The 25052-nt window shown below is 59.1% G+C and carries 30 protein-coding genes, 1 tRNA gene and 1 pseudogene; 11 read left to right on the top strand and 21 right to left on the bottom strand.

Annotation, left to right across the window (positions count from 1 at the left end):
* Positions 1-95: 95 nt before the first annotated feature.
* Both ACS5RD_RS20270 and ACS5RD_RS20265 read left to right on the top strand, forming a co-directional pair.
* A complete protein-coding gene (locus ACS5RD_RS20270; protein WP_054007007.1) occupies positions 96-509 on the top strand; it encodes an Hsp20 family protein in 414 nt (137 codons plus the stop codon).
* A 12-nt stretch (positions 510-521) separates the two neighbouring features.
* Positions 522-749 carry a DUF1150 family protein gene (locus ACS5RD_RS20265; RefSeq protein WP_054007182.1) on the top strand — a complete coding sequence of 76 codons (228 nt, stop codon included), beginning with the start codon at positions 522-524 and terminating at the stop codon, positions 747-749.
* Between the two features lie 3 nt (positions 750-752).
* Here the strand turns inward: ACS5RD_RS20265 and ACS5RD_RS20260 are convergent, their stop codons facing one another.
* Both ACS5RD_RS20260 and trxB read right to left on the bottom strand, forming a co-directional pair.
* Positions 753-1286: an NADPH-dependent FMN reductase gene (locus ACS5RD_RS20260; protein WP_489928880.1), complete on the bottom strand. Its 534-nt coding sequence runs from the start codon at positions 1284-1286 to the stop codon at positions 753-755.
* Positions 1287-1291: 5 nt separating this feature from the next.
* Complete coding sequence (gene trxB / locus ACS5RD_RS20255; RefSeq protein WP_054007009.1) at positions 1292-2239, bottom strand: thioredoxin-disulfide reductase; 948 nt, start codon at positions 2237-2239, stop codon at positions 1292-1294.
* Positions 2240-2423: 184 nt separating this feature from the next.
* On the opposite strand from trxB, the gene ACS5RD_RS20250 reads away from it, so the two are divergent.
* Complete coding sequence (locus ACS5RD_RS20250) at positions 2424-2924, top strand: Lrp/AsnC family transcriptional regulator (protein ID WP_054007010.1); 501 nt, start codon at positions 2424-2426, stop codon at positions 2922-2924.
* 441 nt (positions 2925-3365) lie between these two features.
* On the opposite strand, the gene ACS5RD_RS20245 is transcribed toward ACS5RD_RS20250, so the two are convergent.
* From ACS5RD_RS20245 to lgt, 4 genes are all read right to left on the bottom strand, one after another.
* Positions 3366-3524 (bottom strand): hypothetical protein, encoded by a 159-nt coding sequence (locus ACS5RD_RS20245; RefSeq protein WP_156317534.1) that lies wholly within the window; start codon positions 3522-3524, stop codon positions 3366-3368.
* 136 nt (positions 3525-3660) lie between these two features.
* Positions 3661-4410 carry a peptidoglycan editing factor PgeF gene (gene pgeF, locus ACS5RD_RS20240; protein ID WP_489928879.1) on the bottom strand — a complete coding sequence of 250 codons (750 nt, stop codon included), beginning with the start codon at positions 4408-4410 and terminating at the stop codon, positions 3661-3663.
* Positions 4410-5459 (bottom strand): class I SAM-dependent methyltransferase, encoded by a 1050-nt coding sequence (locus ACS5RD_RS20235; RefSeq protein ID WP_489928878.1) that lies wholly within the window; start codon positions 5457-5459, stop codon positions 4410-4412. Before ACS5RD_RS20235 ends, pgeF begins: the two co-directional genes overlap by 1 nt.
* Positions 5456-6346 (bottom strand): prolipoprotein diacylglyceryl transferase, encoded by an 891-nt coding sequence (lgt, locus tag ACS5RD_RS20230; RefSeq protein ID WP_489928877.1) that lies wholly within the window; start codon positions 6344-6346, stop codon positions 5456-5458. Before lgt ends, ACS5RD_RS20235 begins: the two co-directional genes overlap by 4 nt.
* A 132-nt stretch (positions 6347-6478) precedes the next feature.
* Between lgt and ACS5RD_RS20225 the strand changes: the two genes are divergently transcribed.
* From ACS5RD_RS20225 to ACS5RD_RS20215, 3 genes are all read left to right on the top strand, one after another.
* On the top strand, positions 6479-6724 hold the full coding sequence (locus ACS5RD_RS20225; protein WP_489928876.1) for an accessory factor UbiK family protein: 246 nt from the start codon (positions 6479-6481) through the stop codon (positions 6722-6724).
* A 337-nt stretch (positions 6725-7061) separates the two neighbouring features.
* Positions 7062-7562, top strand: coding sequence for a hypothetical protein (locus ACS5RD_RS20220; protein WP_489928875.1), 501 nt, complete (start codon positions 7062-7064; stop codon positions 7560-7562).
* A gap of 52 nt (positions 7563-7614) precedes the next feature.
* Positions 7615-8372 (top strand): IS5 family transposase gene (locus ACS5RD_RS20215; RefSeq protein WP_489928874.1). Its coding sequence is split into 2 segments (ribosomal slippage): positions 7615-7957 and positions 7957-8372, totalling 759 coding nucleotides; the frame shifts between segments, so codons are not numbered across the junction.
* A gap of 71 nt (positions 8373-8443) precedes the next feature.
* On the opposite strand, the gene ACS5RD_RS20210 is transcribed toward ACS5RD_RS20215, so the two are convergent.
* Together ACS5RD_RS20210 and ACS5RD_RS20205 are read right to left on the bottom strand one after the other, a co-directional pair.
* Positions 8444-9079 carry a hypothetical protein gene (locus ACS5RD_RS20210; RefSeq protein WP_489928873.1) on the bottom strand — a complete coding sequence of 212 codons (636 nt, stop codon included), beginning with the start codon at positions 9077-9079 and terminating at the stop codon, positions 8444-8446.
* A 76-nt stretch (positions 9080-9155) separates the two neighbouring features.
* A pseudogene (locus tag ACS5RD_RS20205) lies at positions 9156-9725 on the bottom strand (IS3 family transposase); the annotation flags it as partial.
* Between the two features lie 3 nt (positions 9726-9728).
* Between ACS5RD_RS20205 and ACS5RD_RS20200 the strand changes: the two are divergent.
* Together ACS5RD_RS20200 and ACS5RD_RS20195 are read left to right on the top strand one after the other, a co-directional pair.
* Positions 9729-10816, top strand: a protein-coding gene (locus ACS5RD_RS20200) for an IS3 family transposase (RefSeq protein WP_489928006.1) whose coding sequence is annotated in 2 segments (ribosomal slippage) — positions 9729-9984 and positions 9984-10816 — 1089 coding nt in all. Because the reading frame shifts where the segments join, the coding sequence is not laid out codon by codon here.
* A gap of 174 nt (positions 10817-10990) precedes the next feature.
* Positions 10991-11191, top strand: a complete 201-nt coding sequence (locus tag ACS5RD_RS20195; protein ID WP_489928872.1) for a hypothetical protein — start codon at positions 10991-10993, stop codon at positions 11189-11191.
* A 192-nt stretch (positions 11192-11383) separates the two neighbouring features.
* On the opposite strand, the gene ACS5RD_RS20190 is transcribed toward ACS5RD_RS20195, so the two are convergent.
* The 4 genes from ACS5RD_RS20190 to ACS5RD_RS20175 form a co-directional block, all read right to left on the bottom strand.
* Positions 11384-11680 (bottom strand): type II toxin-antitoxin system RelE family toxin, encoded by a 297-nt coding sequence (locus tag ACS5RD_RS20190; RefSeq protein WP_489928871.1) that lies wholly within the window; start codon positions 11678-11680, stop codon positions 11384-11386.
* Entirely contained in the window at positions 11670-11885 is a 216-nt protein-coding gene (locus ACS5RD_RS20185; protein WP_489928870.1) for a hypothetical protein, read from the bottom strand. Before ACS5RD_RS20185 ends, ACS5RD_RS20190 begins: the two co-directional genes overlap by 11 nt.
* Before the next feature lie 181 nt (positions 11886-12066).
* Positions 12067-12142: transfer RNA gene (locus ACS5RD_RS20180), tRNA-Ala, on the bottom strand.
* 114 nt (positions 12143-12256) lie between these two features.
* On the bottom strand, positions 12257-12595 hold the full coding sequence (locus ACS5RD_RS20175; protein ID WP_054007019.1) for a TIGR02300 family protein: 339 nt from the start codon (positions 12593-12595) through the stop codon (positions 12257-12259).
* 142 nt (positions 12596-12737) lie between these two features.
* On the opposite strand from ACS5RD_RS20175, the gene ACS5RD_RS20170 reads away from it, so the two are divergent.
* Genes ACS5RD_RS20170 through ACS5RD_RS20160 form a run of 3 tightly spaced genes read left to right on the top strand, consistent with a single transcriptional unit; the run spans position 12738 to position 14943 of the window.
* Positions 12738-13457 (top strand): M48 family metallopeptidase, encoded by a 720-nt coding sequence (locus ACS5RD_RS20170; RefSeq protein ID WP_407638439.1) that lies wholly within the window; start codon positions 12738-12740, stop codon positions 13455-13457.
* A 31-nt stretch (positions 13458-13488) separates the two neighbouring features.
* Positions 13489-14151 (top strand): GntR family transcriptional regulator, encoded by a 663-nt coding sequence (locus ACS5RD_RS20165; RefSeq protein ID WP_054007020.1) that lies wholly within the window; start codon positions 13489-13491, stop codon positions 14149-14151.
* A gap of 54 nt (positions 14152-14205) precedes the next feature.
* Entirely contained in the window at positions 14206-14943 is a 738-nt protein-coding gene (locus ACS5RD_RS20160; RefSeq protein ID WP_489928869.1) for an intradiol ring-cleavage dioxygenase, read from the top strand.
* Between the two features lie 72 nt (positions 14944-15015).
* Here ACS5RD_RS20160 and lpdA read toward each other — a convergent pair whose 3' ends face one another.
* The 9 genes from lpdA to sucC form a co-directional block, all read right to left on the bottom strand.
* Complete coding sequence (lpdA, locus tag ACS5RD_RS20155; protein ID WP_489928868.1) at positions 15016-16404, bottom strand: dihydrolipoyl dehydrogenase; 1389 nt, start codon at positions 16402-16404, stop codon at positions 15016-15018.
* Between the two features lie 59 nt (positions 16405-16463).
* Positions 16464-16859, bottom strand: coding sequence for an MAPEG family protein (locus ACS5RD_RS20150; RefSeq protein ID WP_489928867.1), 396 nt, complete (start codon positions 16857-16859; stop codon positions 16464-16466).
* Complete coding sequence (locus ACS5RD_RS20145) at positions 16856-17896, bottom strand: glycosyltransferase family 2 protein (RefSeq protein ID WP_489928866.1); 1041 nt, start codon at positions 17894-17896, stop codon at positions 16856-16858. The genes ACS5RD_RS20150 and ACS5RD_RS20145 overlap by 4 nt, the downstream gene beginning before the upstream one ends.
* Positions 17893-18120 (bottom strand): HTH-like domain-containing protein, encoded by a 228-nt coding sequence (locus ACS5RD_RS20140; protein WP_489928865.1) that lies wholly within the window; start codon positions 18118-18120, stop codon positions 17893-17895. Before ACS5RD_RS20140 ends, ACS5RD_RS20145 begins: the two co-directional genes overlap by 4 nt.
* Before the next feature lie 72 nt (positions 18121-18192).
* Positions 18193-19434, bottom strand: a complete 1242-nt coding sequence (gene odhB / locus ACS5RD_RS20135) for a 2-oxoglutarate dehydrogenase complex dihydrolipoyllysine-residue succinyltransferase (RefSeq protein ID WP_489928864.1) — start codon at positions 19432-19434, stop codon at positions 18193-18195.
* 34 nt (positions 19435-19468) lie between these two features.
* On the bottom strand, positions 19469-22420 hold the full coding sequence (locus tag ACS5RD_RS20130; protein WP_489928863.1) for a 2-oxoglutarate dehydrogenase E1 component: 2952 nt from the start codon (positions 22418-22420) through the stop codon (positions 19469-19471).
* Entirely contained in the window at positions 22417-22923 is a 507-nt protein-coding gene (locus tag ACS5RD_RS20125) for a DUF805 domain-containing protein (protein WP_489928862.1), read from the bottom strand. Before ACS5RD_RS20125 ends, ACS5RD_RS20130 begins: the two co-directional genes overlap by 4 nt.
* Positions 22924-22925: 2 nt before the next feature.
* Positions 22926-23810 (bottom strand): succinate--CoA ligase subunit alpha, encoded by an 885-nt coding sequence (gene sucD / locus ACS5RD_RS20120; RefSeq protein WP_489928861.1) that lies wholly within the window; start codon positions 23808-23810, stop codon positions 22926-22928.
* A 4-nt stretch (positions 23811-23814) separates the two neighbouring features.
* On the bottom strand, positions 23815-25008 hold the full coding sequence (gene sucC, locus ACS5RD_RS20115; RefSeq protein WP_054007030.1) for an ADP-forming succinate--CoA ligase subunit beta: 1194 nt from the start codon (positions 25006-25008) through the stop codon (positions 23815-23817).
* Positions 25009-25052: the final 44 nt, after the last annotated feature.

Here is a 25052-nt window from a genome sequence, read left to right as displayed (position 1 = left end):
ACTTGCGGGCTTGCACCGCTGCCCCCATATTCAAGGGGTCGGGTGCCGCAGTCTGGGCCCGGCTTCAATGTCGCTTGTTGCAAAGGGCATCGGTCATGACGAAACTTACTTTTGGTTCGCACCCCTTTCTGCTGGGGTTTGAACAGCTGGAACGGCTGGTCGAGCGCACCGCCAAAACCGCCTCGGAAGGCTATCCGCCGTTTAACATCGAGGCCACCTCCGAGAACACCTACCGCATCACTTTGGCCGTTGCTGGCTTTCGCGATGAAGATCTGGCGATCACGGTTGAGGATCGTCAACTGGTGGTGCGCGGACGGCAAAGCGATGATCTGGGCGAGCGGGTGTTCCTGCATCGCGGTATCGCCGCGCGGGCGTTTCAACGCTCGTTCGTTTTAGCCGACGGGGTTGAGGTGGCAGGCGCTGATCTGGACCACGGGCTGTTGCATATCGACCTGCGCCGGATGGTGCCCGACACCATTGTGCAGACCATTCGTATTGGCCGCAAATAAGGAGAGATGATGATGGATGTGAAATTCGAAGCATTGCCCGAGGCGGAAAACCGCATCGTTTATGTGCGCCCCATCGCGGTGGAAAGCCTGCCGGAAAAGGTGCGGGCGCAGATCAACGGCATGAAAACCGTTTATGCCGTGCATGGCGAGGATGGCGAACAACTGGCTTTGGTCGCCGACCGAGCCCTCGCGTTTTCGCTGGCGCGTCAGCATGATATGGCACCGGTCAACGCGCACTGAGGCTTAGCCGGGGCGGTCAGCCTCGGCGATGAAATCCGTAAACCGCGCCAGAAATGCCAGTAGGGCGGCGCGGTTTGTGGGCTGGGCCATGTGGGCGACCACATCGGGCGGGGTCAGCTTGCCCAAGGGGAAGCGCGCGAATATATCGGGCGCGAAGCGATCTGACACGGTGGCGAGCACGCGACGCAGATCGGCCAGAACATCCTCCCCCCGATGCGAGGCGTGCAACAGGGCGATGGGTTTGTGGATCAACTCGGGCCGCGACACCAACCAATCCAACGCATTTTTGAAGGCGCCGGGCAGGGCGTGGATATATTCCGGGCAGGCGATGATGAGGCCGTCAACGCTGGCGATGGCTGCGGCGAAGGCTAGCACTGGGGCGGGGGTATCTGCCTCAAAGTCGGGCGAGAACAGCGGAAAGTCGGCCATATTTTCATAGAGCGTGACAGTTTGCGGGGCCGCTTCGGCCAAAGCCCGCAGCAATGCGGTGTTGGTCGAAGCGGAGCGCAGGCTGCCCGAGATGGCGAGCAGGCGCATCGCGCCTATTGCTCGGATTGCTCTTGCAGCCAACGTTCGGCGTCGAGTGCGGCCATGCAGCCCATCCCGGCGCTGGTCACGGCCTGACGGTAGATGTGGTCTGTCAGATCGCCCGCCGCAAACACGCCCGGAATGGCGGTGCGAGTGGAGCCTGCCTCAATCTGCACATAGCCGCCCTCATGCAGCGGCAACTGGTCTTTCACCAGCTCTGAGGCGGGGGAATGGCCGATGGCGACGAAGAAGCCGTGGCAGGGCACGTCTTTGACTTCGCCGGTTTTCAGATTGCGGGTGCGGACGGCGGTGACGGAAGTGGGGGCGTCAGAGCCCAGAACCTCGGTGACTTCCGAGTCCCACAGCATTTCGATCTTCGGGTGCTTGAACAGACGGTCCTGCATGATCTTCTCGGCGCGCAGGGTGTCGCGGCGGTGGATCAGGGTGACCTTGGTGGCGAAGTTGGTGAGGAACAGCGCTTCCTCCACCGCCGTATTGCCACCGCCGATCACCACCACCTCTTTGCCCCGATAGAAGAAACCGTCGCAGGTGGCGCAGGCCGAGACGCCGAAGCCCTTGAACTTTTCTTCCGACGGCAGACCCAGCCATTTGGCTTGCGCACCCGTCGCCAAGATCACAGCATCAGCGGTATACGTGGTACCGGAGTCGGATGTGGCGGTGAAGGGACGGCTCTGCAGATCAAGGCTGGTGATGTAGTCGGAGATCACTTCCGCTCCCATCGCCTCGGCATGCGCCTGCATCCGCACCATCAGATCGGGGCCTTGCACATGGGTGTCACCGGGCCAGTTTTCCACCTCGGTGGTGATGGTCAACTGCCCGCCGGGTTGCAGGCCTTGCACCAAAATGGGTTCCAGCATGGCGCGGGCGGCGTAAACCGCCGCCGTGTATCCTGCGGGGCCGGAGCCTATGATCAGAACTTTACTGTGGCGTGTCGTGGTCATGGCGCATCCCCGGAATCGTGTGGAGCTTGATATATGCGTTGCCCGTGCGCGGGGGAAGGGCTGGCAAACGCATGGCGGAATTGTGCGGCGCGTGGGTGTTTTGCGAAAACATCTTGCGCGGTTGTGAAAGAATGTTGCGCAGGGCGGGGTGTAGGCATAGATACAAGCCAAAAAGGAGGCCCATATGGCCGGCAGCAAACTCGATCCGATTGACCGTCGCATTCTGGCGGAATTGCAGGCGGATGGTCGGATGACCAATGTGGAACTCGCCAGCCGGGTGGGGATTTCAGCGCCGCCCTGCCTGCGTCGGGTGCGCACGCTGGAGGAGGCGGGCTATATCAAGGGCTATCACGCCGATATTGACGCACGCGAGATGGGGTTTGAGGTGCAGGTCTTCGCGATGGTACGGTTGCAAAGTCAGGCCGAGGCCGATCTGTCAACCTTTGAAGGCCGTTGCCGTGCGTGGCCGTTGGTGCGTGAATGCCATATGCTGAACGGTGAGATTGATTTCATTCTGAAATGCGTGGCGCCCGATCTGTCGAGCTTTCAGTCGTTCCTGACCGAACAGCTTTTGAAGGCCGAAAATGTGGCGAACGTGAAAACCTCGTTGGTGATCCGCTGTGCCAAGGACGAGCCGGGACTGCCGTTTGATGTGCTGGAGGCGCGGTTGGCGAAGCACGCCTGAACTGATAGGCGGAGGCGTTTTCTGAAGTCAGAAAACGTGCCGAATTCTGCGACAGAATTCGGTTTGGTGGCCAGCGGTCTGCACAAATGTTTAGGCGGCCCCTTGACGGTGTCAGAGCACACCAGGGCCGCCTTAACTGAGCATCATCCGCAGCCCGACATTTGCCGAACTGGTGCGCCGAGGGGGGAGCCTTTGAGGGGTCTTACCACGCCCGCCACTGCCTGTTTTCACAGAGGGACATCTGTAAGGCCAAACATGGCGGAAACACGCCCTGTTGTCAAAGTTTATTCTTAATTGATATGAAGTTATGACGCGATCTTCATGTTGTTGCCGTTATTGTTCACGCTGGGGATGTAATGCGACGATTGTGCGCTGAAAATGAAAAAAAGCCGGGGTTGTCCCGGCCTTTTTTGCGAATCGGGCCCGAGTTGGGGCGATTGATCAGTGAGCAGCCTGCGCGCGCGGCTTGGCGGCGGCGGCTTTCAGTGCCAGAGCCATTGCCTCGGGGCGGCGGCGTTGGCCGCGAGCCCACGGCAGGGCGACTTGCGGCTCCGCGCTTGCGGCGATGGCGGATTTCATCCAGCGGGGTTGTTTCTTCATGGCCTTGTCCCTTGCAGGTTTGTTCATGCGTTGGAGACAATCTGACGGATCTTTGCGGCAGGGTTTGGGCTGGAAACAGTAGCGATTGAGGTAACTTTGTGCGGCATTGTGGTGAATTGTGGCAGAGCCGACGGCTTTACAGACGGATCACTGACAACAGGCGGCCATAGTCGGCCTCATGCGCATGGGTGGTGCGGCGGTAGGAGTAGAATCGCGAGGCATCCGAAAAGGTGCAGTGCCGCGTCCATTCGGCATGACCGACGTCAGCCGCGCGCAGCCGCCACAACCCATAGCCGGGCAGGTCGAACAACATCCGATCACCTTGGCCTTGGGCGAAGAAGCGGCGGGTTTCGGAGTCGTCGTCGGTGAAGGCTTCAAAGAACTCGGGGCCAACCTCATAGGCGGACTGGCTGATGCAGGGGCCGATTACGGCGGCGATGTTGGCGCGAGAGGCGCCCAAAGCCTCCATCGCCACAAGGGTTGCTTCCAGAACACCGTCTTTCGCGCCGCGCCAGCCAGCATGGGCGGCACCGATCACCCCCGCCTTCGCATCGGCGAACAGCACGGGCTGGCAATCGGCGGTTAGGATGGCAAGGCCAAGGCCGGGGGTGGCGGTGACCATCGCATCGGCTTGCGGGCGCACCCGCAGCGGCGTTGTGACGTGCAAAGCATCGGGGGAATGGACTTGGTGGACCGAGACGAGATGATCGGGGGCAAGATCCAGCGCTTCGGCGACGCGGGCGCGGTTGATCGCCACCGCTTCGGCTTGGTCGGTGGAGCCCGTGCCGCAGTTCAGCCCGGCAAAAATCCCTGAAGAGGCTCCACCCTTACGGGTAAAAAACCCGTGGCGGGGGGCAAGAGCGTCGGAGGTGATGATTTCCAGCATCAGGTGAATCCGGGGGGCTTGGGGGCGTGGGAGGGTGTGATGGCGAGGGCTTTGAACAACCTTCCCATTTCCTCGGGCGCGGTCAAGCGGTGCGTGGCGGCATTGTGCTGGACGAGGGCATCTCCGGTCAGTTTTAACCCCAGTTGGACGGCGCGCTTGCGGATGCCAAGCGCGGTCAGAAGCTGGCCTTGCGTGGTGTAGGCATGAGATGTGCAGGCCGCGGCGAGGGCGGCAAAATCGACATGGGCGGTCAGATCGGCTTCGCCGGGTTCCACGAGGGGATCGGTAAAGCTGTGGGCTTTCAGCGCTTGGAATGTATCGTCGTGCGAGGTCCAATCGCCGTAGTCGAGGATCAGGGCGGCACCGCCATGGGTCTCAATTTGGGCGGCAATGGTCTGCATGATCGGGGCGGCGGCTGGGCAGATTTCGACGATGTCGCCGGGTTTGGTGTCGGTAAGACGATGGTCCAGCTGAGAAATTGCGGCTGGCGCGGATTTTCCCATCGTCAGCTGGCCGTTGCCGACGCCGATCAGGGTTTCTTCCCAGCCTTGGGGAGCCCTGGTGAATTGCCGGATCGGTAGGGCGTCGAAGAATTCATTGGCGAGCAGGTAGAGCGGGGTTTCTCCGGGGGCGAGGTGGTCGGCCCATTGCGCGGGGTGGTCGGCTAAGGTGATGCGCTGGCGTTTGCGCAGGGTGGCGGAGGCTTCCACCAGCAGCACCTGCGCTGCGACGTGGAAGCCCGGAACACGTTTGGTGGCGCGCAGAACATCGGCCATCAAGGTGCCGCGACCGGGGCCGAGTTCGGCAAGCGTGAACCGCGCAGGCGCGCCTTGGTCGAGCCAAGTCTGCGCAAGGCAGAGGCCCAGCAGCTCGCCGAACATCTGGCTGATCTCGGGCGCGGTGGTGAAATCGCCAGCAGCGCCGAAGGGGTCGCGGGTGGAATAATAGCCGTACTGGGGATGCAGCAGACATTCGGCCATATAGTCGGCGAGGGTGATCGGGCCTGTCGCCTGAATACGCTGGATCAGCAGTTCGGCGAGGGGAGTCATTTGGGGTTTGCTGGGGCGGGTTTGGCTTTGGCGATGAACCAGACGCCAGCGGCGATCATCGGGATCGTTAGGATTTGGCCCATGGTCAGGCCATAGCCTGCGACGTGCAACGCCAAGCCCAAGGGATTGCCGTCCGAGACGAATTGCGCATCGGGTTGGCGGACGAATTCGACCAAAAACCGGGCAATGCCGTAGCCTGCGAAGAACAGGCCGGCGATCTTGCCGGGGGTTTTCAGCCAGCTTCGCCGCCAGATCAGATAGCTGAGGACGACCAGCAGCAGCAGACCTTCAAGTGCCGCCTCATAAAGCTGGCTGGGGTGGCGGGCGCAAATGGTCAGAACACCTTCACAAGTCTGCGCGGCTTCCCCGGGAAAGGCGACACCCCAGGGCAGATCAGTGGGGCGGCCCCAAAGCTCTGCATTGACAAAATTGGCCAAGCGCCCCAGCAGCAGGCCGATCGGGGCGACGGCGGCCATCAGATCGGCCAGCGGCAGCATTCGAATTTTCTCGCGCTTGCAAAACCAGATACCCGCGATAGCCACGCCCGCGAAACCACCGTGGAACGACATCCCGCCCTCCCACACCCGCAGGATTTGCAGCGGGTTTTGCAGGAAATGGTCAGGTTGGTAGAAGATCACATAGCCCAGGCGCCCGCCGAGGATGACGCCGAAGATCACCCAAGTCAGCAGGCGCTCGATCGCTTCGGGGGTGAGTGGCGGCGGCCCCGACCACAGCCGCGGCGTGTTGATCATCCAAACGATCAGCTTCCAGCCCGCAAGCAGGCCGACGATATAGGCCAAAGCATACCAGCGCAGGGTCAGCGTCATCGGCCCCAGCGGGATCGAGAAGATATCGGGCGAGAGGTTCGGGAAGGGGATATAGGACATTGGGCTTCCTGCGATTTTCCCCGCGTTGTCGGCAAGCGGCGGGGCGATGTCAACGTGGGATCGCGGCAGATCGCCATCTTGTGCATGGGGCTTTGGCGGCTCATATAAGGCTTAAGCGAAAGGAGGCCCCAGATGACGGCCGGAAACAAATTCTTCGACGACATGTCAAAGCTGATGACCAACGCGATGGGGGTGGCCCAAGGTGCCAAATCCGAGGCGGAAACCGCGATGAAGGGATTCGTCGACCGCTGGCTTGCCGACCGCGATTTCGTCACCCGCGAAGAGTTCGACGCCGTGCGCACGATGGCACAAAAGGCCCGCGAAGAAAACACGGTCTTGGCGGCCCGTATTGCAGCGCTTGAGGCAAAGCAGGGCTAGGGCATTGGGGAGACCAGCCCCACTTCCTGCCTTTTTCTGCAATCACAAAAGCAAATGGCCCACCAAAAGACGGGCCATTTTGCTTTGGAAGTTTCCCCAGATTTACTAGCCGGAGGATTTGGTGGAGCCAGGGAGGAACTCCACCACGGAAATCTAAGCCTTTGAGCAACAACACTAAACAGATGCATGTTGAACGTGTGTCACACCATAGTGTCACACCAAGGCGGTGTTCAAGGCCATAATGCAACGCTAAAACTCAAGCCCGCCACTCATTGAGCATAACCTCTTCCCCCAAGCATTCATGACCGCTAACCTCACCCAAACAGGCGGGGAACTTATGCACATTATTTTGGACTTCGTTTCTGGCATGACCACCGCTTACAAGGCCAATAAGCACACAGAGCTTTCTTATCGCACCTTGCTAAAGAGTTTGTCTGACACCTTGGCCACTATCGCGATCTGTCAGGGTGTCGCATGTTTGGCAGCCGTGCTCTGGATCAGCTTGGCGGCTCCGGCGTTTAGCGAGAACTTTTCATGTCGCATTGGCACTAGCGCAGCTTGCCTAAACTATGGCGATACAATTTGTTCCAGCAGTGGCATGTGTGTGGGGAAAGATGCAGCCTGCTTTGATAGCTATCAGTGCAACTATGAGGGCTTCACCTGCAAATCCAACGTGACTAAAAGTGTGCAGGCCAATGACAAGCTGCTTGGCGAGTACAATGAGCTAGTTGAAAAATACAACAAACTTAGTCGTGCAACAAAAGCGATTGATATCACATTGGAAGAAGTAAGGAATTGCCTGATTAATGCTGCAAACCTAGGGGCTGTGGACATTTAGGATTCCCATTGGGTGGATATCGTGATTCAAGCTTCCTTTTGAGGAGGTATGAATGCGGGCTGAACGTTTTGTCATTTCTGACCGGAGTTGGCGGCTTCTCGAGCCGCTTTTGCCGGGCTCGTTGCGGACGCGCGGGGTGACGGCGAAGAACAATCGGCTGTTTCTTGAAGCCGTCCTTTGGAAGGTCAGGGTTGGCGGTCCATGGCGTGACCTGCCGCCGGGTTTTGGCGCTTGGAACTCTGTGTTCCGGCGGTTTCGCCGCTGGGCGCAAGCCGATGTATTTCAACGTATTTTCGACGCCATATCGGGGGAGCCTGACTTTGAATACGTCCTCGTTGATGGCACCATCATCAGCGCGCATCAGAAGGCGAGCGGCGCAAAAGGGGGACTCGAAATCAAGCGATTGGGCGCTCGAAAGGCGGGCTGACGACGAAGGTTCTGGCGCTGACAGACGCGCTTGGCAATCTGGTGCGCTTTGTGCTTCTGCCGGGTCAGCGCAGCGAAATTACCGGGGTGCCGGACCTGATCGAGGGGCTGAGCTTCAACGCCCTGATGGCCGAAAAAGCGTTTGACGCAAACCACCTGCGCGCCGAGTTGGACCGCAGGCAAGCAGAAGCCGTCATCCCCGCCAAACGCAACCGCATCCTGCACATTCCCCACGACGCCGAAGCCTACAAATGGCGACACCTCATCGAAAACTACTTCAGCAAGATCAAGGAGTTCAGAGGCGTAAACACAAGGTACGACAAAACCGACACAAGCTACCGCGCAACGTGGAGCATCGCCGCAACAATCATTGCGCTGCGCTAAATGTCCACGGTCCCTAGATGATGCGCGCCTTTGCTCGCCTTAGTTTCTGCGGCGTCGCCTTCGGGGAACGGCTATGGGAGTGCTGGTTGTGCCGTCTGACGTGCGTGGGCACGAATGATTGCTTTAGTGACGCGTTCCTTCATTTGCTCCTTAAAGTTTCGTGCTTGGGGTAGGATGCGATCACCCTTAGACCCAAATGTATGTGCTGCCCGTTTCAAGTAGCTGTAGAAAGTCCAACTCTTATAGTCGTCAGTCAACTCTCCCTTTTTCACGCGGCTGAACTTCTGACTAAAGAGTGAATAATTGAAGCTACCAATAAGGCTCGCTGGGCTAGCGGTAGGATTTGCAAGCACATGCATCGTTCCATCACGTTTTGCAGCAACCGACACTTTGCGATAGAGCCGCGATATTGTGCTTTCTCTAACGTAAACTTTCTTGCCGTCGTATCGAAAACCTAAGTACTCTAACCCATTTTTTCCTTTTGGACCAGTTAAGTGCTCAAAGCTCAGTTCGTCGCCAGACTTGGTAAATTTGACAACGCACGTCTTTGCTTCTTTGATCTCAAGAGCTTCACCGTGGTTTTTTATCTCGTTTGTCGCAAAGTTTGTCGCGGCGGTTGCTTCAGCTTCACCACCCGGAACGATTAGCAAAATGTCGTCTGAGTAACGCATATAGCGACCGCCGCGCTCAAGCGCAAAACGGTTCATCTTGGCGTCGAAGTCGATCAAGTAAAAGTTGGCAATCTGAGCTACTCCCCAACTCTTGGACAGATTTCCGGGTGAGTTAAGCTACTGCCTGCCTCTGCTGATCGGTTTCGATTGCGTTGAAGTAGACCACGGCGGGCGGTTGTCCGCCATGGGCGGCGTGGGGCCGCAGGTGGTTGTAGAAGGTGATCCAGCGCCCGACGCCGGCTTTGGCCTGTGACCCGGTTTCCCAGGCGTGCAGGTAGACGCATTCATACTTCAGGGAACGCCAGAGACGTTCAATGAAGATGTTGTCGAGGTAGCGGGCTTTGCCGTCCATCGAGATTTTGGTCTTTGCCCGCTTCAAGCGGTCGGTCCAGTCGAAGGAGGTGAACTGGCTGCCCTGGTCAGTATTCATGATTTCGGGCGGGCCGAACTTGTGGATGGCGTCGTTCAAAGCCTCCAGGCAGAAGTCGGCCTCCAGCGTGTTGGAGATGCGCCAGGCCAGCACCTTGCGGGTGAACCAGTCCATGATGGCCACCAGATAGAGGAAGCCTTTGCGCATGGGCAGGTAAGTGATGTCGGCGCACCAGACTTGGTTGGGTAATCCCCCCCGAAAGTAAGGGGCTGCATAAGTAGAATTTTCTCGCCAAGATGAACGAGGAGATTCTGAATGAAGACAAGCAGATACACTGAGGCGCAGATTCTTGCGATCCTGCGTCAGGCCGAAGGCGGTGTGCCGGTGGCAGAGCTGTGCCGCGAGCATGGCATGAGCAATGCGTCGTTCTACAAGTGGCGGGCGAAGTATGGCGGCATGGATGCGTCGCTGATCAGCCAGATGAAGGCCATCGAGGACGAGAACCGCCGGCTGAAGCGGATGTATGCGGACCTGAGCATGCAAGCCGACCTGCTGAAAGAGGCTCTCGGAAAAAAATGACGCGGCCATCTCAACGCCGCGAGATGGCCGAGAAAGCGGTGGCGCGACACAAGGTCAGCATTGCGCTGGCCTGCCGGGCCTTCGGGGTCAGCGAGACCTGCTATCGCTATGGCCCGAAGTTAAAAGCCGAGAACGAAGAGATCGCCGACCTTCTGGTGGGTCTGACCGACGCCCGCAAGACCTGGGGCTTTGGGCTGTGCTTTCTGCATCTGCGCAACGTGAAGGGCCATCCGTGGAACCACAAACGCGTCTATCGGATCTATTGCGCCTTGGAACTGAACCTGCGGATCAAGCCCCGCAAGCGGCTGAAGCGGGACAAACCTGATGTGCTTGCTGTGCCCGAGGCACCCAACATGACCTGGTCCATGGACTTCATGGCAGATCGCCTCGGTGATGGCCGTGCGTTTCGGCTGCTGAACGTGCTGGATGACTTCAACCGCGAGGGGCTGGGTATCGAGGTTGACTTCTCGCTACCCGCCGAAAGGGTCATCCGGAGCCTGGACCGGATCATCGAATGGCGCGGCAAACCCGGCACCATAAGGGTCGACAACGGCCCGGAATACATCAGTGGCAAGCTGCTGATCTGGGCTGAGAGACAGGGCATCACGATCCAGCACATCCAACCCGGCCAGCCGCAGCAGAACGCCTACATCGAGCGATACAACCGCACCGTCCGGCATGAATGGCTCGACCAATACATCATCGAAACCATCGAGGAGGCACAGGATCACGCCACACAATGGCTATGGACATACAACAACGACCGCCCGAACATGGGCATCGGCGGCATCACACCCGCCCAGAAACTGAAAATGGCCGCGTAAGTTCTACGGATGCACCCCGTTAAAAATGGGGGGATTACCCCAGCGGCTCAAGGCGTGTGTGAGCGAGGCGGAACACCTTGCTTGGTCACAATGGATGTTTGCAGCGATGAACGCCTGCGATCAGATCATGGCTGACCGGGTGCAGTCGCTTGTGGTCCGACGCTGTGCAAACTGATGCACGGGGGCGAACGGCGGCTTTGGTTAAGCGTGCTGCTCGACGGCCTGCGCGATGCAGCAGAGGGCAAGGATCCGTTCTGGCCTTGGTCGCGCGACTTTGCAGAGGTTTGCGATTTGGCCGATCTGGATCCGGGGCGTGTGCTGCTGACTTACGAAATCAGCAAGGCAAAAGGCTGGCTGTTCAAAGTTAAGGGATAGGGTGGGTTGCACCTGCGTCGACCCAGCGCAAAGCAACCGGATTGGGCGGTGAGTGCCATAACCCCGCCAAGGCGCGGCCTTTCCTTTCGGGGGCAGTGCGTCAGGAAGGCTCTGTCACGCGGGACGCTGGGAGAGACAGGGGCCGGGGCCGGGATGGTCCCGGCCATCTTGCAACGCGAGATCAGGTAAAGGTCATCTCCTGATGAAAAATCTGCCAGATGCCTTTTCATATGCTGCGCTACGTTCGCGTTTGCCGACCGCCAGAACGAAGACGATCAGACGATCTTCTACTACTTCATAGACGAGCCGAACGCCGGGATGCTTGAATTTGATCTTGTAGCGATTCGACTTGCCACTAAGTCGATCCATTTCTACACGCGGATTTTGCATCCGTTCGTGAAGCTTTCTTTTGAATCGATCACGAACTTCAGCGTCAAGCGCGCGAAATTCCTTTAGCGCATTTTCATGAAATTCTAGGCTATAGGTCATCCAGCGTTACCTTTACGAACGGACCCTTGGCCCTTTCGTCGGCAATCGCATTCAACTGAGCGTCTTCAAAAGATTCATCTAGTGCGTCGGCAGTGACGACGACATGCTTCGCCGTAAAGCGCCCGCTCATGTATGAACGTGCAGCATACATACCGGACGTGCGCTGCACTTTCTGTGCAGTGTGTATCTTAGCTAAAGTTGTCATGGTTCTTCCTCTGTAAGTAGAAAGTATATCTGCTTAAGTCCAAAATCAATATCGCTGAGAGCGACAAGCGTTATTTTCGCAGCAGTGCGTTTCTCCATACAAATGTTACCCCAAACGTTACCCAGAATGAAAAGAGCCTCGCGTTTGCGAGGCTTTCTTTCATCTAAGTCTTTGATTTGTTTGGTGGAGCCAGGGAGGATCGAACTCCCGACCTCTTGAATGCCATTCAAGCGCTCTCCCATCTGAGCTATGACCCCATCTTTGGCACGACGTTGGGCGCGTCGTGATCGTCTTGGTGGGCGGTGTTTAGGCGAGGGCGCGGGGGGGTGCAAGAGGAAAATGCAAGCCTCCCCACGCCCGGCTTGATCAGCTTAAACGTCTTCCTCGTCGCCGGCCACGTCGGTCAGATCATCCAGCGACACGGTGTCGTCGGCGTCATCTTCCAAGAGCTCATCGTCGAGTTCGGCATCATCGGCGACGCCTGCGACCAGCAGATCATCATCTGCCTCCAGATCATCAACCAGCACCGCATCATCGTCTTTTTCAGGCTGCACACGCGCGATCACGGCGGCAGCCATTTTGCGGCGTGCCGATTCGATGTCCACGACCTCACCCGTGTACGGGCTGACGATCGGGCTGCGGTTCAGGTCGTAAAAGCGCTTGCCGGTGGTCGGGCATACGCGCTTGGTGCCCCATTCTGCCAATGGCATGGTTTTCCCTTTGTTCAGGCTGGCCCTTGCGGGCTGTCAATTCGGAATGTAGCCGCTTGCCACAGGCTTGAGCGACTGTCAAAGGCTTTTGTCAGTGTTACCGCAGTTGCGGCTGCGATGCAGATAGGTATGCTGCGGTCCCATGTCCAGAGGTGCGATTTTGCTGCTTCCCGGCCCACCCCCAATAGAGATCACTCTGCGTCGCAATGCCCGCGCGCGGCGGTTTTCCTTGCGCGTATCGCAGACCAATGGCGCGGTGACACTGTCGTTGCCGACGCGGGCGCGGGAGGCCGAGGCGATGGCCTTTGCTCGCGCGCAGGAACCTTGGATCCGTGCGGCGGTAGCGCGGATGCCGCAGGTGGTCGGGGTTGGTATCGGTTCGGTGCTGCCGTTTGAAGGGCGGGCCTTGCGGCTGGAGAACGGCGCAGGGCGGTCGGTGCGGGTGGAGGGCGATTCGCTGGTCGTGCCGGGCGATCCTGAACGTGCAGCGGCGCGGGTGTCAGCTTTTCTGCGGGTGCAGGCACGCAATCGGTTGGTGGCGGCATCGGATCACTACGCCGGGCTGATCGGGCGTAAGGTTAGTCAAGTAACGCTGCGCGACACCCGCTCACGGTGGGGATCTTGCACCTCGGATGGGTCGCTGATGTATTCGTGGCGGCTGATCATGGCGCCGCCTCGGGTGCTGGACTATGTCGCGGCCCATGAGGTGGCGCATATGCTGGAGATGAACCATTCGGATCGGTTCTGGGCTGTGGTGCAGCACTTGTTTCCGGGCTGGCAGGCAGAACGCGGGTGGTTAAAGCGGGAAGGCGGGGCGCTACAGGCGATCCGGTTTGATGGCGGCGATCTTGATGGCGCTTGACCGCAGCAAGCTCTGGGTGCTTGGCTAGGCCATGATTTCACCCTATCCCATCCCGCCGCGATTGGCCGACCCCAATGCTGCCGCCCATGAGCGGGTGTATCGCAGCCTGCGCCAGCAGGTGTTGCATGGCGAGCTCGCGCCCGGTCAGGCGATGACCCTGCGCGGTATTGCGGAACAATTTGGCGTCTCGATGACCCCGGCGCGCGAGGCGGCGCGGCGGTTGGTGGCTGAGGGGGCGTTTACGATGTCTTCGTCAGGGCGGATTTCAACACCGGAACTTACCCCGGAACGCATTGAGGAACTGGCCGCGATCCGCGCTATGCTGGAGCCGGAGATGGCGTCGCGGGCGCTGCCGCGAGCGCATTTCGCGTTGATCGATCGTTTGGCTGCGATCAATGCGCTGAACCAAGAGGCGGTGATGAACCAAGATGCGGTGGGCTATGTGCGCACCAATCTGGAGTTTCACCGCACGCTTTATCTGCGCGCCCAGACCCCGGCGATGCTGGCCCTGTGCGAGACGGTCTGGCTGCAACTGGGGCCGACAATGCGCGCGCTTTACCAGAAGTTGCGTAGGCGGGACATGCCGCAACACCACCGGATGATCCTCGCGGCCTTGCGGGCAGGCGATGAGCCGGGGCTGCGCTTGGCGGTGCGCACGGATGTCACGCAGGGGCTGCGACATTTGGCGTCCTAGGCGACGGAATCGCTGGCCTGTGGCGTTTCAACTGTGACTTACACAGGAGTTGCTATGCGCCCGCTTTCCACCATCGACCGCCGCACCATCTTGAAGGCGCTCTCACTCGCTCCATTGGCGATGCTGCCCGGCGGTCTGGCGGCGCGGGCTGAAACTGCCGAGTTGATCTCCACCGATGTCTGCCAGTTGCAACAAGAAGTGACGGAGGGGCCGTTCTACATCGACCCCAAACTGCTGCGCTCCGACATCACCGAGGGCAAACCGGGCCTGCCGATGCAGTTGCGGTTGCAGGTGGTGACGGCGGATTGCGTGCCCGTGGTGGGCGCGCGGGTGGATGTGTGGCATTGCGATGCTTTGGGGGTGTATGCTGGCGTGCAGAATATGGGGGACGGCGGTGATACCAGTGGCCAAACTTTTCTGCGTGGCACGCAACAGACGGATAATGCTGGCATTGTGACATTTCAAACCGTGTTCCCCGGCTGGTATCGCGGGCGCACGACGCATGTGCATTATAAGGTGTTTCTGGATGCACAAACCGTGCTGACCAGCCAGATTTTCTTTGATGAGGCAGTCAATGCCGAAATTTATGCCGAGCATCCCGCCTATGCGCGGCAAGGTCAGCGCGACATGCTGAACGCCGACGACCGCATTGCCGCCGATGCCGGGGATGGCGCTTATGCGCGGGTCAAAATGACCGAGCCGGATGGCGCGATGGAGGCGGCTTTGGTGGTGGGGATCAGCCCGGACGATGGCTCTGCCGGGCTGCTGGATTGGCTATGGAAAAAGGCCTGAGACGGCACTCGTCCCTGCCTTACGGGCGATCTTCGCATAAGCGAAGACGCCTGTAAGGGCGGAGGAGCGTGCTTAGGCGTGAATCGCACCGTCGCCACAAGCCAGCGCCGCTTCGCGCACCGCTTCGCTATAGGTGGGGTGGGCGTGGCAAGTCATCGCCAGATCTTGTGCTGACGCGCCAAATTCCATCGCCACGCAGACCTCGTGGATCAGATCGCCTGCGCCCGGGCCGATGATATGGCAGCCCAAGATGCGGTCGGTGGTGGCATCGGCGAGCATTTTCACGAAACCCTCGGCCTGAAACACCGCTTTGGCGCGCGCATTGCCCATGAACGGGAATTTGCCGACCTTGTAAGCGCGGCCCTGTTCTTTCAGCTGTTCTTCGGTGGCCCCCACCGATGCCACTTCTGGCGAGGTGTAAACCACGCCGGGGATGACGCCATAATTCACATGGCCCGCTTTGCCGGCCATGATCTCGGCCAAAGCCATGCCCTCGTCTTCGGCTTTATGCGCCAGCATTGGGCCGACAATCGCATCACCAATCGCATACAAGCCGCTGATATTGGTGGCGAAATGTGCATCGGTCTTGACTTGGCCGCGCGGCAGTATCTCAACCCCCAACGCCTCCAGCCCCAAGCCTTTGATGTAGGGTTTTCGCCCCGTGGCCACCAGAACCACCTCGGCTTCCAGACTGGCTTCGGCGTCGTTTTTGCGCAGTTTGTAGCTGACCTTGGCCATGCCATCCTTGGTTTCCACGCCTTGCACGGCGGCACCCAGAACAAACTTAAAGCCCTGCTTCGTCAGAATGCGTTGGAAGGATTTCGCCACTTCGGCGTCCATGCCGGGGGTGATCGCGTCAAGATATTCCACCACAGTGACTGCGGTGCCAAGCCGCGCGTAGACCGAGCCCATCTCCAGCCCAATCACGCCCGCACCAATCACCACCATGGTTTTCGGGATCGACGGCAGCGCCAATGCCCCGGTCGAGGTCACCACAATCGTCTCATCCACCGTCACGCCCGGCAGGCTGGAAGGCTCGGACCCCGTTGCAATCACGATGTTTTTCGCCTCATGCACCTCGTCGCCGATCTGTACTTTGCCCGGCGCGGGGATAGTGGCCCAGCCTTTCAGCCAGGTGATCTTGTTCTTCTTGAACAGAAACTCGATGCCCTTGGTGTTGCCATTCACAACATCGGTTTTGTAGGACTGCATTTTCAGCCAATCGACCGTCGGCGCGCCACCCATAAGCCCCATTTTCTCAAAGTTTTCATGCACTTCATGCAAGCTATGCGTCGCATGCAGCAGGGCTTTCGACGGGATGCAGCCGATATTCAGGCAGGTGCCGCCCAAAGTCTCGCGCCCCTCGACCACGGCCACGTTCAGGCCCAGTTGCGCGGCCCGGATGGCGCAAACATAGCCGCCGGGGCCAGCACCGATGATGATTGCGTCAAAACTTGCCATGGGTTTTCCTTCGTAGGGTTGGCGTGTGAGCCTGTACAGACTGTGTACAGACGCGTGTGTCAGATCAAAGCCGCCACGATCATGGTGAGGCTGGCGAAAAAGCCCACCGCCCAGATGGCCGAGCGCCATGGCCGCAGCCCAAAGGCATAGGCCGGGACGTAAAGCACGCGGGCGGCGATGTAGATATAAGCGGCGTACTGGGTGACCGCGCTGGATTGGTTGCCCAAGGTCACCACGACGACGGCGAGGGTGAACAGGACCAGCGCCTCAAAATGATTGGTAAGGGCGCGTTGCAGCCGCGCGGTGCGCAGCGACAACTGCCGCGAAGGTGGGCGGTCGCGCGGGCTAGAGGTATAGCCGGTGCCCAGTTGCAGATTGGCCGGGATGGCGAACAGCGCGTATTGTCCGACTTGCAGCAGGCCTGCGAGCGCGAGGGCGGTGAGTTCGGGGGTCATTCTGCGGCCACTTTCTTTGCACGTTTGCGACGTTGATCCCACAGCTTGCGGTTCTCGGCGGTCAGGTAGCTGTCGCGCTGCTGTGCCAGCCAAGCCAGCGCAGTTTTGTGCAAACCGTGCAACTGCAGATCGGCGTCATAGGCGGCCAGACGCGCGTTGACGCTGGGAAGATGGCGCTGGATCGAGCGGTCTTCTCCGGTGGCGCGTTCGGCAATGGTCCACAGTTTTGAGCCGAGCGTGTAATTTGTATGCACGAGCGCCATGCCATCGCCGCGAATGTTCTTCAATAGAAACAAATCTTCAGAACGCACACAATAATGATGAATATCGGCGTTCTGCCACGTCAGCGCAGTATCGTCGATGCCGCGATATTTTGGAGAAGTTGGGTGCGTCAGGCCACGAGTGGGAATGCGGTCGCCTCTGGTGTTTACAGCGATGACTTCGGAAATAAGCGGATCTTTCGGCATGTGGTCAGTGGCTCGGGCAAATCGGTTGGGGCGAAACAGCGATTTGTGAAGGACATGCTGTTCCTCGATCTGGGCGGAGCACTGGGTTTGCTCGGCCAGCAAGCTGCCGCCCTGCCAGACCTGCCGCCCCCCGCTGGCGATAAAGCGCCACGCGATGGCAACCGTGTCACAGGGGCCTACGGCTTGCAGCAGGTCGCCCACCATACCCGCTCCGGTGGTGATATTGAGAAACTCATCCGCGTCGATGTGCAGCAGCCATTCCACATCTGCCATCGCCGGATGCGCCATGGCGCGGGCAAGGCCTACGACCTGCGGTGCCTCGCCGGGGGCGACTTCATTGCGGATGTGGATGACGGGTTCCAGTTCCGCCAACCGATCCGCCATCAAATCCGTGCCGTCTTGGCAGTTATTGGTGACAAGGAAGATGCGATCAAAACCGATGCTCAGATGATAGGCCATCCATTCCAGCACAAACACCGCCTCGTTGCGCATACACACCACAACGACGCGCTTGGTGCGGGGAGAGGGGGCGGGCGGCGGGCCCGCGAGTGAGGTGAATTCGGGGGTCATTTTCTCAATACTACAAACGGCGCCAACCTTCGGGCCTTTGCCAGTTCGGTCGCGTAAGTTGGCGAAATCCCCGCTTCGCTACATACTTCTTTGAGGGGCTTGCCTTCTAAGGCATCTGCAAACTCAATTCCGAACAAATAAATAGCTACAACTTGACCACCAAAGGCAGCAGAGTCGTATCGTTTTTTTAAGATTGCCGCGAGTGAATTAGTTTGCAAAACCACACCTCCATTGGCGGGGTGAACCTCGCCCTACAAGTTGCCCCGTAGGGCGGGGTTCACCACCCCGCCAGTCGATTACAAATCCATCAACAACCGACGCGGATCTTCCAACGCTTCCTTCACCCGCACGAGGAACGTCACCGCCCCTTTGCCGTCCACAACCCGGTGATCGTAGGACAAAGCCAGATACATCATCGGACGGATCACGATTTGGCCTGCGACCACGACCGGGCGATCTTGGATTTTGTGCATCCCCAAAATGCCCGATTGCGGCGGGTTCAGTATCGGCGAGGACATCAGCGAGCCGTAAACGCCGCCGTTCGAGATGGTGAACGAACCACCCTGCATCTCAGCCATCGACAGCTTGCCATCGCGGGCGCGCAGGCCGAGTTCCGAGATTTTCTTCTCAATCGCGGCAAAGCCCATCTGGTCTGCATCGCGCACAACCGGAACCACCAAACCGTTCGGAGTACCGACGGCGACGCCCATATGGACGTAGTTTTTGTAGACCACGTCTTGGCCGTCAATCTCGGCGTTCACTTCCGGGATTTCTTTCAAAGCGTGGGTGCAGGCTTTGACGAAAAACGACATGAAGCCCAGTTTGACGCCGTGCTTTTTCTCAAAGATGTCTTTGTATTCATTGCGCAAAGACATGATGCCGGACATGTCCACCTCATTATAGGTGGTCAGCATGGCGGCGGTGTTTTGCGCATCTTTCAAACGGCGCGCGATGGTGGCGCGCAGGCGGGTCATCTTGACGCGTTCCTCGCGGGCGGCATCGTCAGCCGGAACCGGAGCGCGCGGAATGGCGGCTACGGCTGGGGCGGCGGCGAGCGGGGCCGCGGTTGCGGCACGCGCCACGTCTTCCTTCATCACCCGGCCATCGCGGCCAGTGCCTTGGACTTGGTCGGCCGACAGGCCAGCCTCAGCCATCGCCTTCTTGGCGGAAGGCGCGTTTTCGACGTCGCGCGGGGTCAGCACTTCTGGGCCGGCACCGGGCGAGCCGACCGTTGCGGCAGCGGCAACCGATTTCGGCTCTTCGGCTTTCAACGGGATCGGCGCGGCGGTTTTGGCACCAGCAGCCCCTTCGGTCACAATCGCCAGCCGCGCGTTGGCGGCGACGGTGGTGCCTTCCGGCGCGATGATCTCGGTCAGCACGCCCGACACCGGGCTGGGCACTTCGACCGAGACCTTATCGGTTTCCAACTCGCACAGCATCTCATCTTGCTTGACCACATCGCCGGGCTTCTTGAACCAAGTCGATACGGTGGCTTCCGAGACGCTTTCGCCCAAGGAGGGTACCATTACATCTGTCATTTCAATCTCCTGCGCGTCGGCGCGTTTCTATCGGTCAGCCGAGCGCTTCGTTGACCAGGGTTTGCTGTTCGTATTTATGTTTGGAGGCCAAGCCCGTGGCAGGCGAAGCCGAGGCCGCGCGGCCCGCATAGCGGGGCCGGGTGTTGGTTGCGCCGATATTGGTCAGCAGCGATTCCAGTTCCGGCTCGATATGCGACCAAGCGCCCATGTTCTTGGGTTCCTCTTGGCACCAGACCCATTCGGCACCCTTGAAGCGCGACAACTCAGCCGTCAGCGATTGTTTTGGCACCGGATACAACTGTTCAACCCTGAGCAGATAGGTGTCGGTCAGCCCGCGCGCATCGCGTTCGGCCAAAAGATCATAGTAGACCTTGCCCGAGCACAGCACGACGCGCTTGATCTGATCATCGGCGTTCAGTTTGGTCTCCGAATGACCCTTCTGCGCATCATCCCACAGCACGCGGTGGAAATAGCTGGCTTCGGTGAAGTCAGACGCATCCGAGATTGCCATCGGGTGACGCAACAGTGATTTTGGTGTCATCAAAATCAACGGCTTGCGGAAATCGCGGTGCATCTGGCGGCGCAGAATGTGGAAGTAGTTCGAGGGCGTGGTGCAGTTTGCCACGATCCAGTTGTCATGCGCTGACATCTGCAAGAAGCGTTCCAGCCGCGCCGAAGAGTGTTCCGGCCCCTGTCCTTCATAGCCATGCGGCAACAGACAGACCAGGCCCGACATCCGCAGCCATTTGCTCTCACCCGAGTTGATGAACTGGTCGAACATGATCTGCGCGCCATTGGCGAAATCGCCAAACTGCGCTTCCCACATCGTCAGCGCGTTGGGTTCGGACAGCGAGTAACCGTATTCAAAACCCAGCACCGCATATTCCGACAGCATCGAGTCGATGACTTCATAGCGCGCTTGCCCGGCGCGGATGTGGTTCAGCGGGTAGTGGCGTTCTTCGGTGGTCTGATCGACGAAGGCCGAATGACGCTGGCTGAAGGTGCCACGGGTGCAATCTTGCCCCGACAAACGCACCGGGAAGCCTTCGACTTGCAAGGAGCCAAAAGCCAAAGCCTCTGCCGTCGACCAATCGAAACCGCTGCCAGTTTCAAACATTTTCTTCTTGGCTTCCAGCTGACGTGCGACGGTTTTGTGGATGTCAAAACCTTCGGGGATGCGGGTCAAAGCCGCGCCGACTTCGGCCATTGTCTCGGGCTTGATCCAAGTGTCGCCGCGCTGGTAGTTGTCCAGGTCTTTGGTTTTCATCGACTTCCAGCGACCATCCAGCCAATCGGCCTTGTTGGGTTTGAAATCTTTGCCGACCTCAAACTCCTCATTCAGCTTGGCTTGGAACGCCGCCTTCATATCCTCAATCTCGCCTTCCGGGATCAAGCCATCGGCAACCAGACGGTCGGTATACAGCTGCAAGGTGGTCTTTTGCTTGCGGATGGTGGTGTACATCGCCGGGTTGGTGAACATCGGCTCGTCGCCTTCGTTGTGACCAAAGCGGCGATAGCAGAAGATGTCCAGCACCACATCCTTGTGGAAGGTCTGGCGGAATTCGGTGGCAACTTTCGCTGCATGAACAACGGCTTCCGGGTCATCGCCATTGACGTGGAAAATCGGCGCTTCCACCATTAGCGCGATGTCAGTGGGGTAGGGGCTAGAGCGGCTGTAGGCTGGTGCGGTGGTGAAACCGATCTGGTTGTTGACGATGATATGAATGGTGCCGCCCGTGCGGTGGCCCTTCAGACCGGACAGGCCAAAACATTCAGCAACCACGCCCTGACCCGCAAAAGCCGCATCGCCGTGTAGCAGCACGGGCAGCACCTGACTGCGTTCGGTATCGCCAAACTGATCCTGCTTGGCGCGGACCTTGCCCAGAACGACAGGGTTTACTGCCTCTAGGTGTGAGGGGTTCGCGGTAAGCGACAGGTGAACCGTGTTGCCGTCAAAGGTGCGGTCCGACGAGGCGCCAAGATGATATTTCACATCGCCCGAGCCATCGACATCTTCCGGCTTATAGCTGCCGCCCTGAAATTCGTTGAAAATCGCGCGGTAGGGCTTTTGCAGTACGTTCGAGAGCACGTTCAGACGACCGCGGTGCGGCATCCCAAAGATCACCTCGCGCACGCCCATAGCGCCGCCGCGTTTGATGATCGCCTCCATCGCCGGGATCAGCGCCTCGGCGCCGTCCAGACCAAAGCGCTTGGTGCCCATGTATTTGACATGGAGGAATTTTTCGTAGCCCTCAGCCTCAACCAGCTTGTTCAGGATCGCCTTGCGGCCCTCACGGGTGAAGGCGATTTCTTTGCCATAGCCCTCAATCCGCTCTTTCAGCCAAGCCGCCTGCGCCGGGTCGGAAATATGCATGAATTGCAGCGCGAAAGTGCCGCAATAGGTGCGCTTCACAATGTCGATGATCTGCCGCATCGAGGCCATTTCCAGCCCCAAAACGTTGTCGATGAAGATCGGGCGATCCATATCGGCTTCTTCAAAGCCATAAGAAACCGGTTCCAACTCAGGGTGATTGCCGCGATCAGTCATGCCCAGCGGGTCGAGATCGGCGGCCAGATGGCCCCGGATCCGGTAGGCGCGGATAATCATGATGGCGCGGATGCTATCGAGCACCGCGCGTTGAACCTGCGCATCGGTAAGGGACACGCCCTTTTCAACGGCCTTTTCGGCGATCTTCTTGCTAGCGCCCTTCGGCTCCGCCGCAGCAGGCCATTCGCCCGTCATCGCCCCGGTGATGTCATCCGAAGGCGTGGGCGGCCAGTCGGCACGGCCCCATGACGGCCCGGTGGCCTGCCGCTTGGCATCCATCTCGGGCTCCGCCAAGGAGCGGAAGAAATCGGCCCATTGCGCATCGACCGAAGCCGGATCAGCGGCATAGTTTGCAGCCAGCTGGTCAATATAATCCGCATTCGCGCCTTGCAGGAAGCTAGAGGCGTGGAATTGGCCGTTGGGGGATTGTTCGGTCATGGGGTTACCTCGAAGGGGTTGGGACCGTAGGGATTGGAGTTGGGTTGAGATGGCCGGGACAGGGGAATTGCAAAGCAAAGCAAAGTCACCAGCAAAAAGGGTAAGCCCAAAAACACAGTGATGAAGCCGATGCCAGACAGGTATTCGGTGCTATATATCTGGAGCTGTTCCAAAGTGACGACTACGGTGCCGGAGACAGTGTATGCAGTCAGGGCTGTCAGCATTGTTGCTTGAAATGGCCATTTAAGCCGTGAACCGGTGTCTGCGAGACGGCGAGCCCCTGCGGAAATCATGGCGAGGCTTAGAACAGGAAATACTGCGAACAATAGCGAGTACAACACGGCGGGCTTTTCGAATATTGAACTAACGTCGGCAAGTGCAAAAGTCGTCAAGACCACAATAACCGGCACGGGCGCAAACCACCAGAACTCGGCGCGGGAAGCCCGCCCCGAGAACTGGAAGGACTTGGCAAAACCAGTCCTGATGGCCTGCGCCGGTCCCATGATCAGCCCTTGATCGCTTTCAGCACAGCCTCGCCCAAAGTCGCCGGGCTGTCGGCCACTACGATCCCGGCCATTTTCATCGCCTCGATCTTGCTTTCCGCGTCGCCTTTGCCGCCTGCCACGATGGCACCCGCGTGGCCCATACGGCGGCCTGCGGGGGCAGTGCGGCCGGCGATGAAGCCTGCGGTTGGTTTCCAGCGGCCACGTTTCTTCTCATCGGCCAAGAACTGCGCGGCTTCCTCTTCTGCAGCGCCGCCGATTTCACCGATCATGATGATCGAATGGGTGTCTGGGTCGGCAAGGAACATCTCAAGGATATCAATGTGTTCGCTGCCTTTGATCGGATCGCCGCCGATGCCGACAGCCGAGGTTTGGCCAAGGCCCACGTCGGTGGTTTGCTTCACGGCCTCATAGGTCAGCGTGCCGGAACGGCTGACCACGCCCACTGAACCCTTCGAGAAAATGCTGCCCGGCATGATGCCGATCTTGCATTCGCCGGGGGTCATCACGCCCGGGCAGTTCGGCCCAATCAGGCGGGACTTTGAATTGATCAGCGCGCGCTTGACCTTCATCATATCCAGCACCGGGATGCCCTCGGTGATGCAGACAATCAACTCCATCTCGGCATCAATCGCCTCAAGGATAGAGTCAGCCGCAAACGGCGGCGGCACGTAGATCACCGATGCATTGGCCCCGGTGACCGCGCGGGCTTCGTGAACGCTGTCAAACACCGGCAGGTTCAGGTGGCTGGAGCCACCCTTGCCGGGAGTGACGCCGCCGACCATTTTCGTGCCGTAAGCAATGGCCTGTTCCGAATGGAACGTGCCTTGGCTGCCAGTGAAGCCTTGGCAGATGACGCGGGTGTTAGAGTTTACAAGAACAGCCATGATATTATCCCTTCACCGCTTTGACGATCTTCTGTGCGGCGTCTGACAGGTTGTCAGCGGCGATCACGTTCAGGCCGGAATTGCGGATGATGTCTTTGCCGAGTTCCACATTGGTGCCTTCAAGGCGCACCACCAGCGGCACTTTCAGCCCAACTTCTTTCACCGCCGCGATCACGCCCTCGGCGATGATGTCGCAGCGCATGATGCCGCCGAAGATGTTGACCAGAATGCCTTTGACCTGCGGGTCAGAGGTGATGATCTTGAACGCCTCGGTGACCTTTTCTTTGGTAGCCCCGCCGCCGACGTCCAAAAAGTTGGCAGGCTCGGCCCCGTACAGCTTGATGATATCCATCGTCGCCATCGCAAGGCCCGCACCATTGACCATACAGCCGATTTCGCCATCCAAGGCGATGTAGTTCAGATCGAACTTCGACGCGGCGAGTTCCTTCGGGTCTTCTTCCGTCTCATCGCGCAGGGCGGCAATATCGGGGTGACGATACATCGCGTTGCCGTCAAAGCTCATCTTCGCGTCGAGCAACTTCATGTTGCCGTCGGTCATCACCACAAGCGGGTTGATTTCCAGCATATCCATGTCTTTTTCGACGAACAATTTGTACAGGTTCTTCACGATGCCGACGCATTGCTTGACCTGATTTCCGGTCAGACCCAGTGAGAACGCGACGCGACGGCCGTGGAAATCGGAATAGCCGGTGGCCGGATCGACGCTGAACGACAGGATCTTTTCGGGCGTGTCGTGGGCGACGTCTTCAATCGACATACCGCCTTCGGTGGAGCATACGATCGAGATGCGGCTGGTTTGGCGATCAATCAGCAAAGCGAGATACAACTCGCGCTCAATATCGCTGCCGTCTTCGATATAGATCCGGTTGACTTGCTTGCCAGCCGGGCCGGTCTGCACCGTCACCAAGGTGCGGCCCAGCATTTGACGGGCAAATTCTGCCGCCTCACCGACCGAACGCGCCAGCCGCACGCCACCTTTTTCGCCCGCCTCAGGCTCCACAAAATGGCCCTTGCCGCGACCACCTGCGTGGATCTGTGCCTTGACCACCCAGAGCGGGCCATCGAGTTCGCCCGCCGCAGTCTTGGCCTCTTCAGCCTTGGTCACGGCGCGGCCATCGGACACCGGGATGCCGTAGCTGCGCAGCAGAGCCTTAGCCTGGTATTCATGGATGTTCATGGATTTGTCCCATCAGCTTGGATTTGAAGGCGGTGTGGCATAAA

The organism is Cypionkella sp. PAMC25878 (assembly GCF_058135695.1).
The sequence above is the reverse complement of the archived record's forward strand: the minus strand, read 5'-3'. Positions and strand labels throughout refer to the sequence as shown.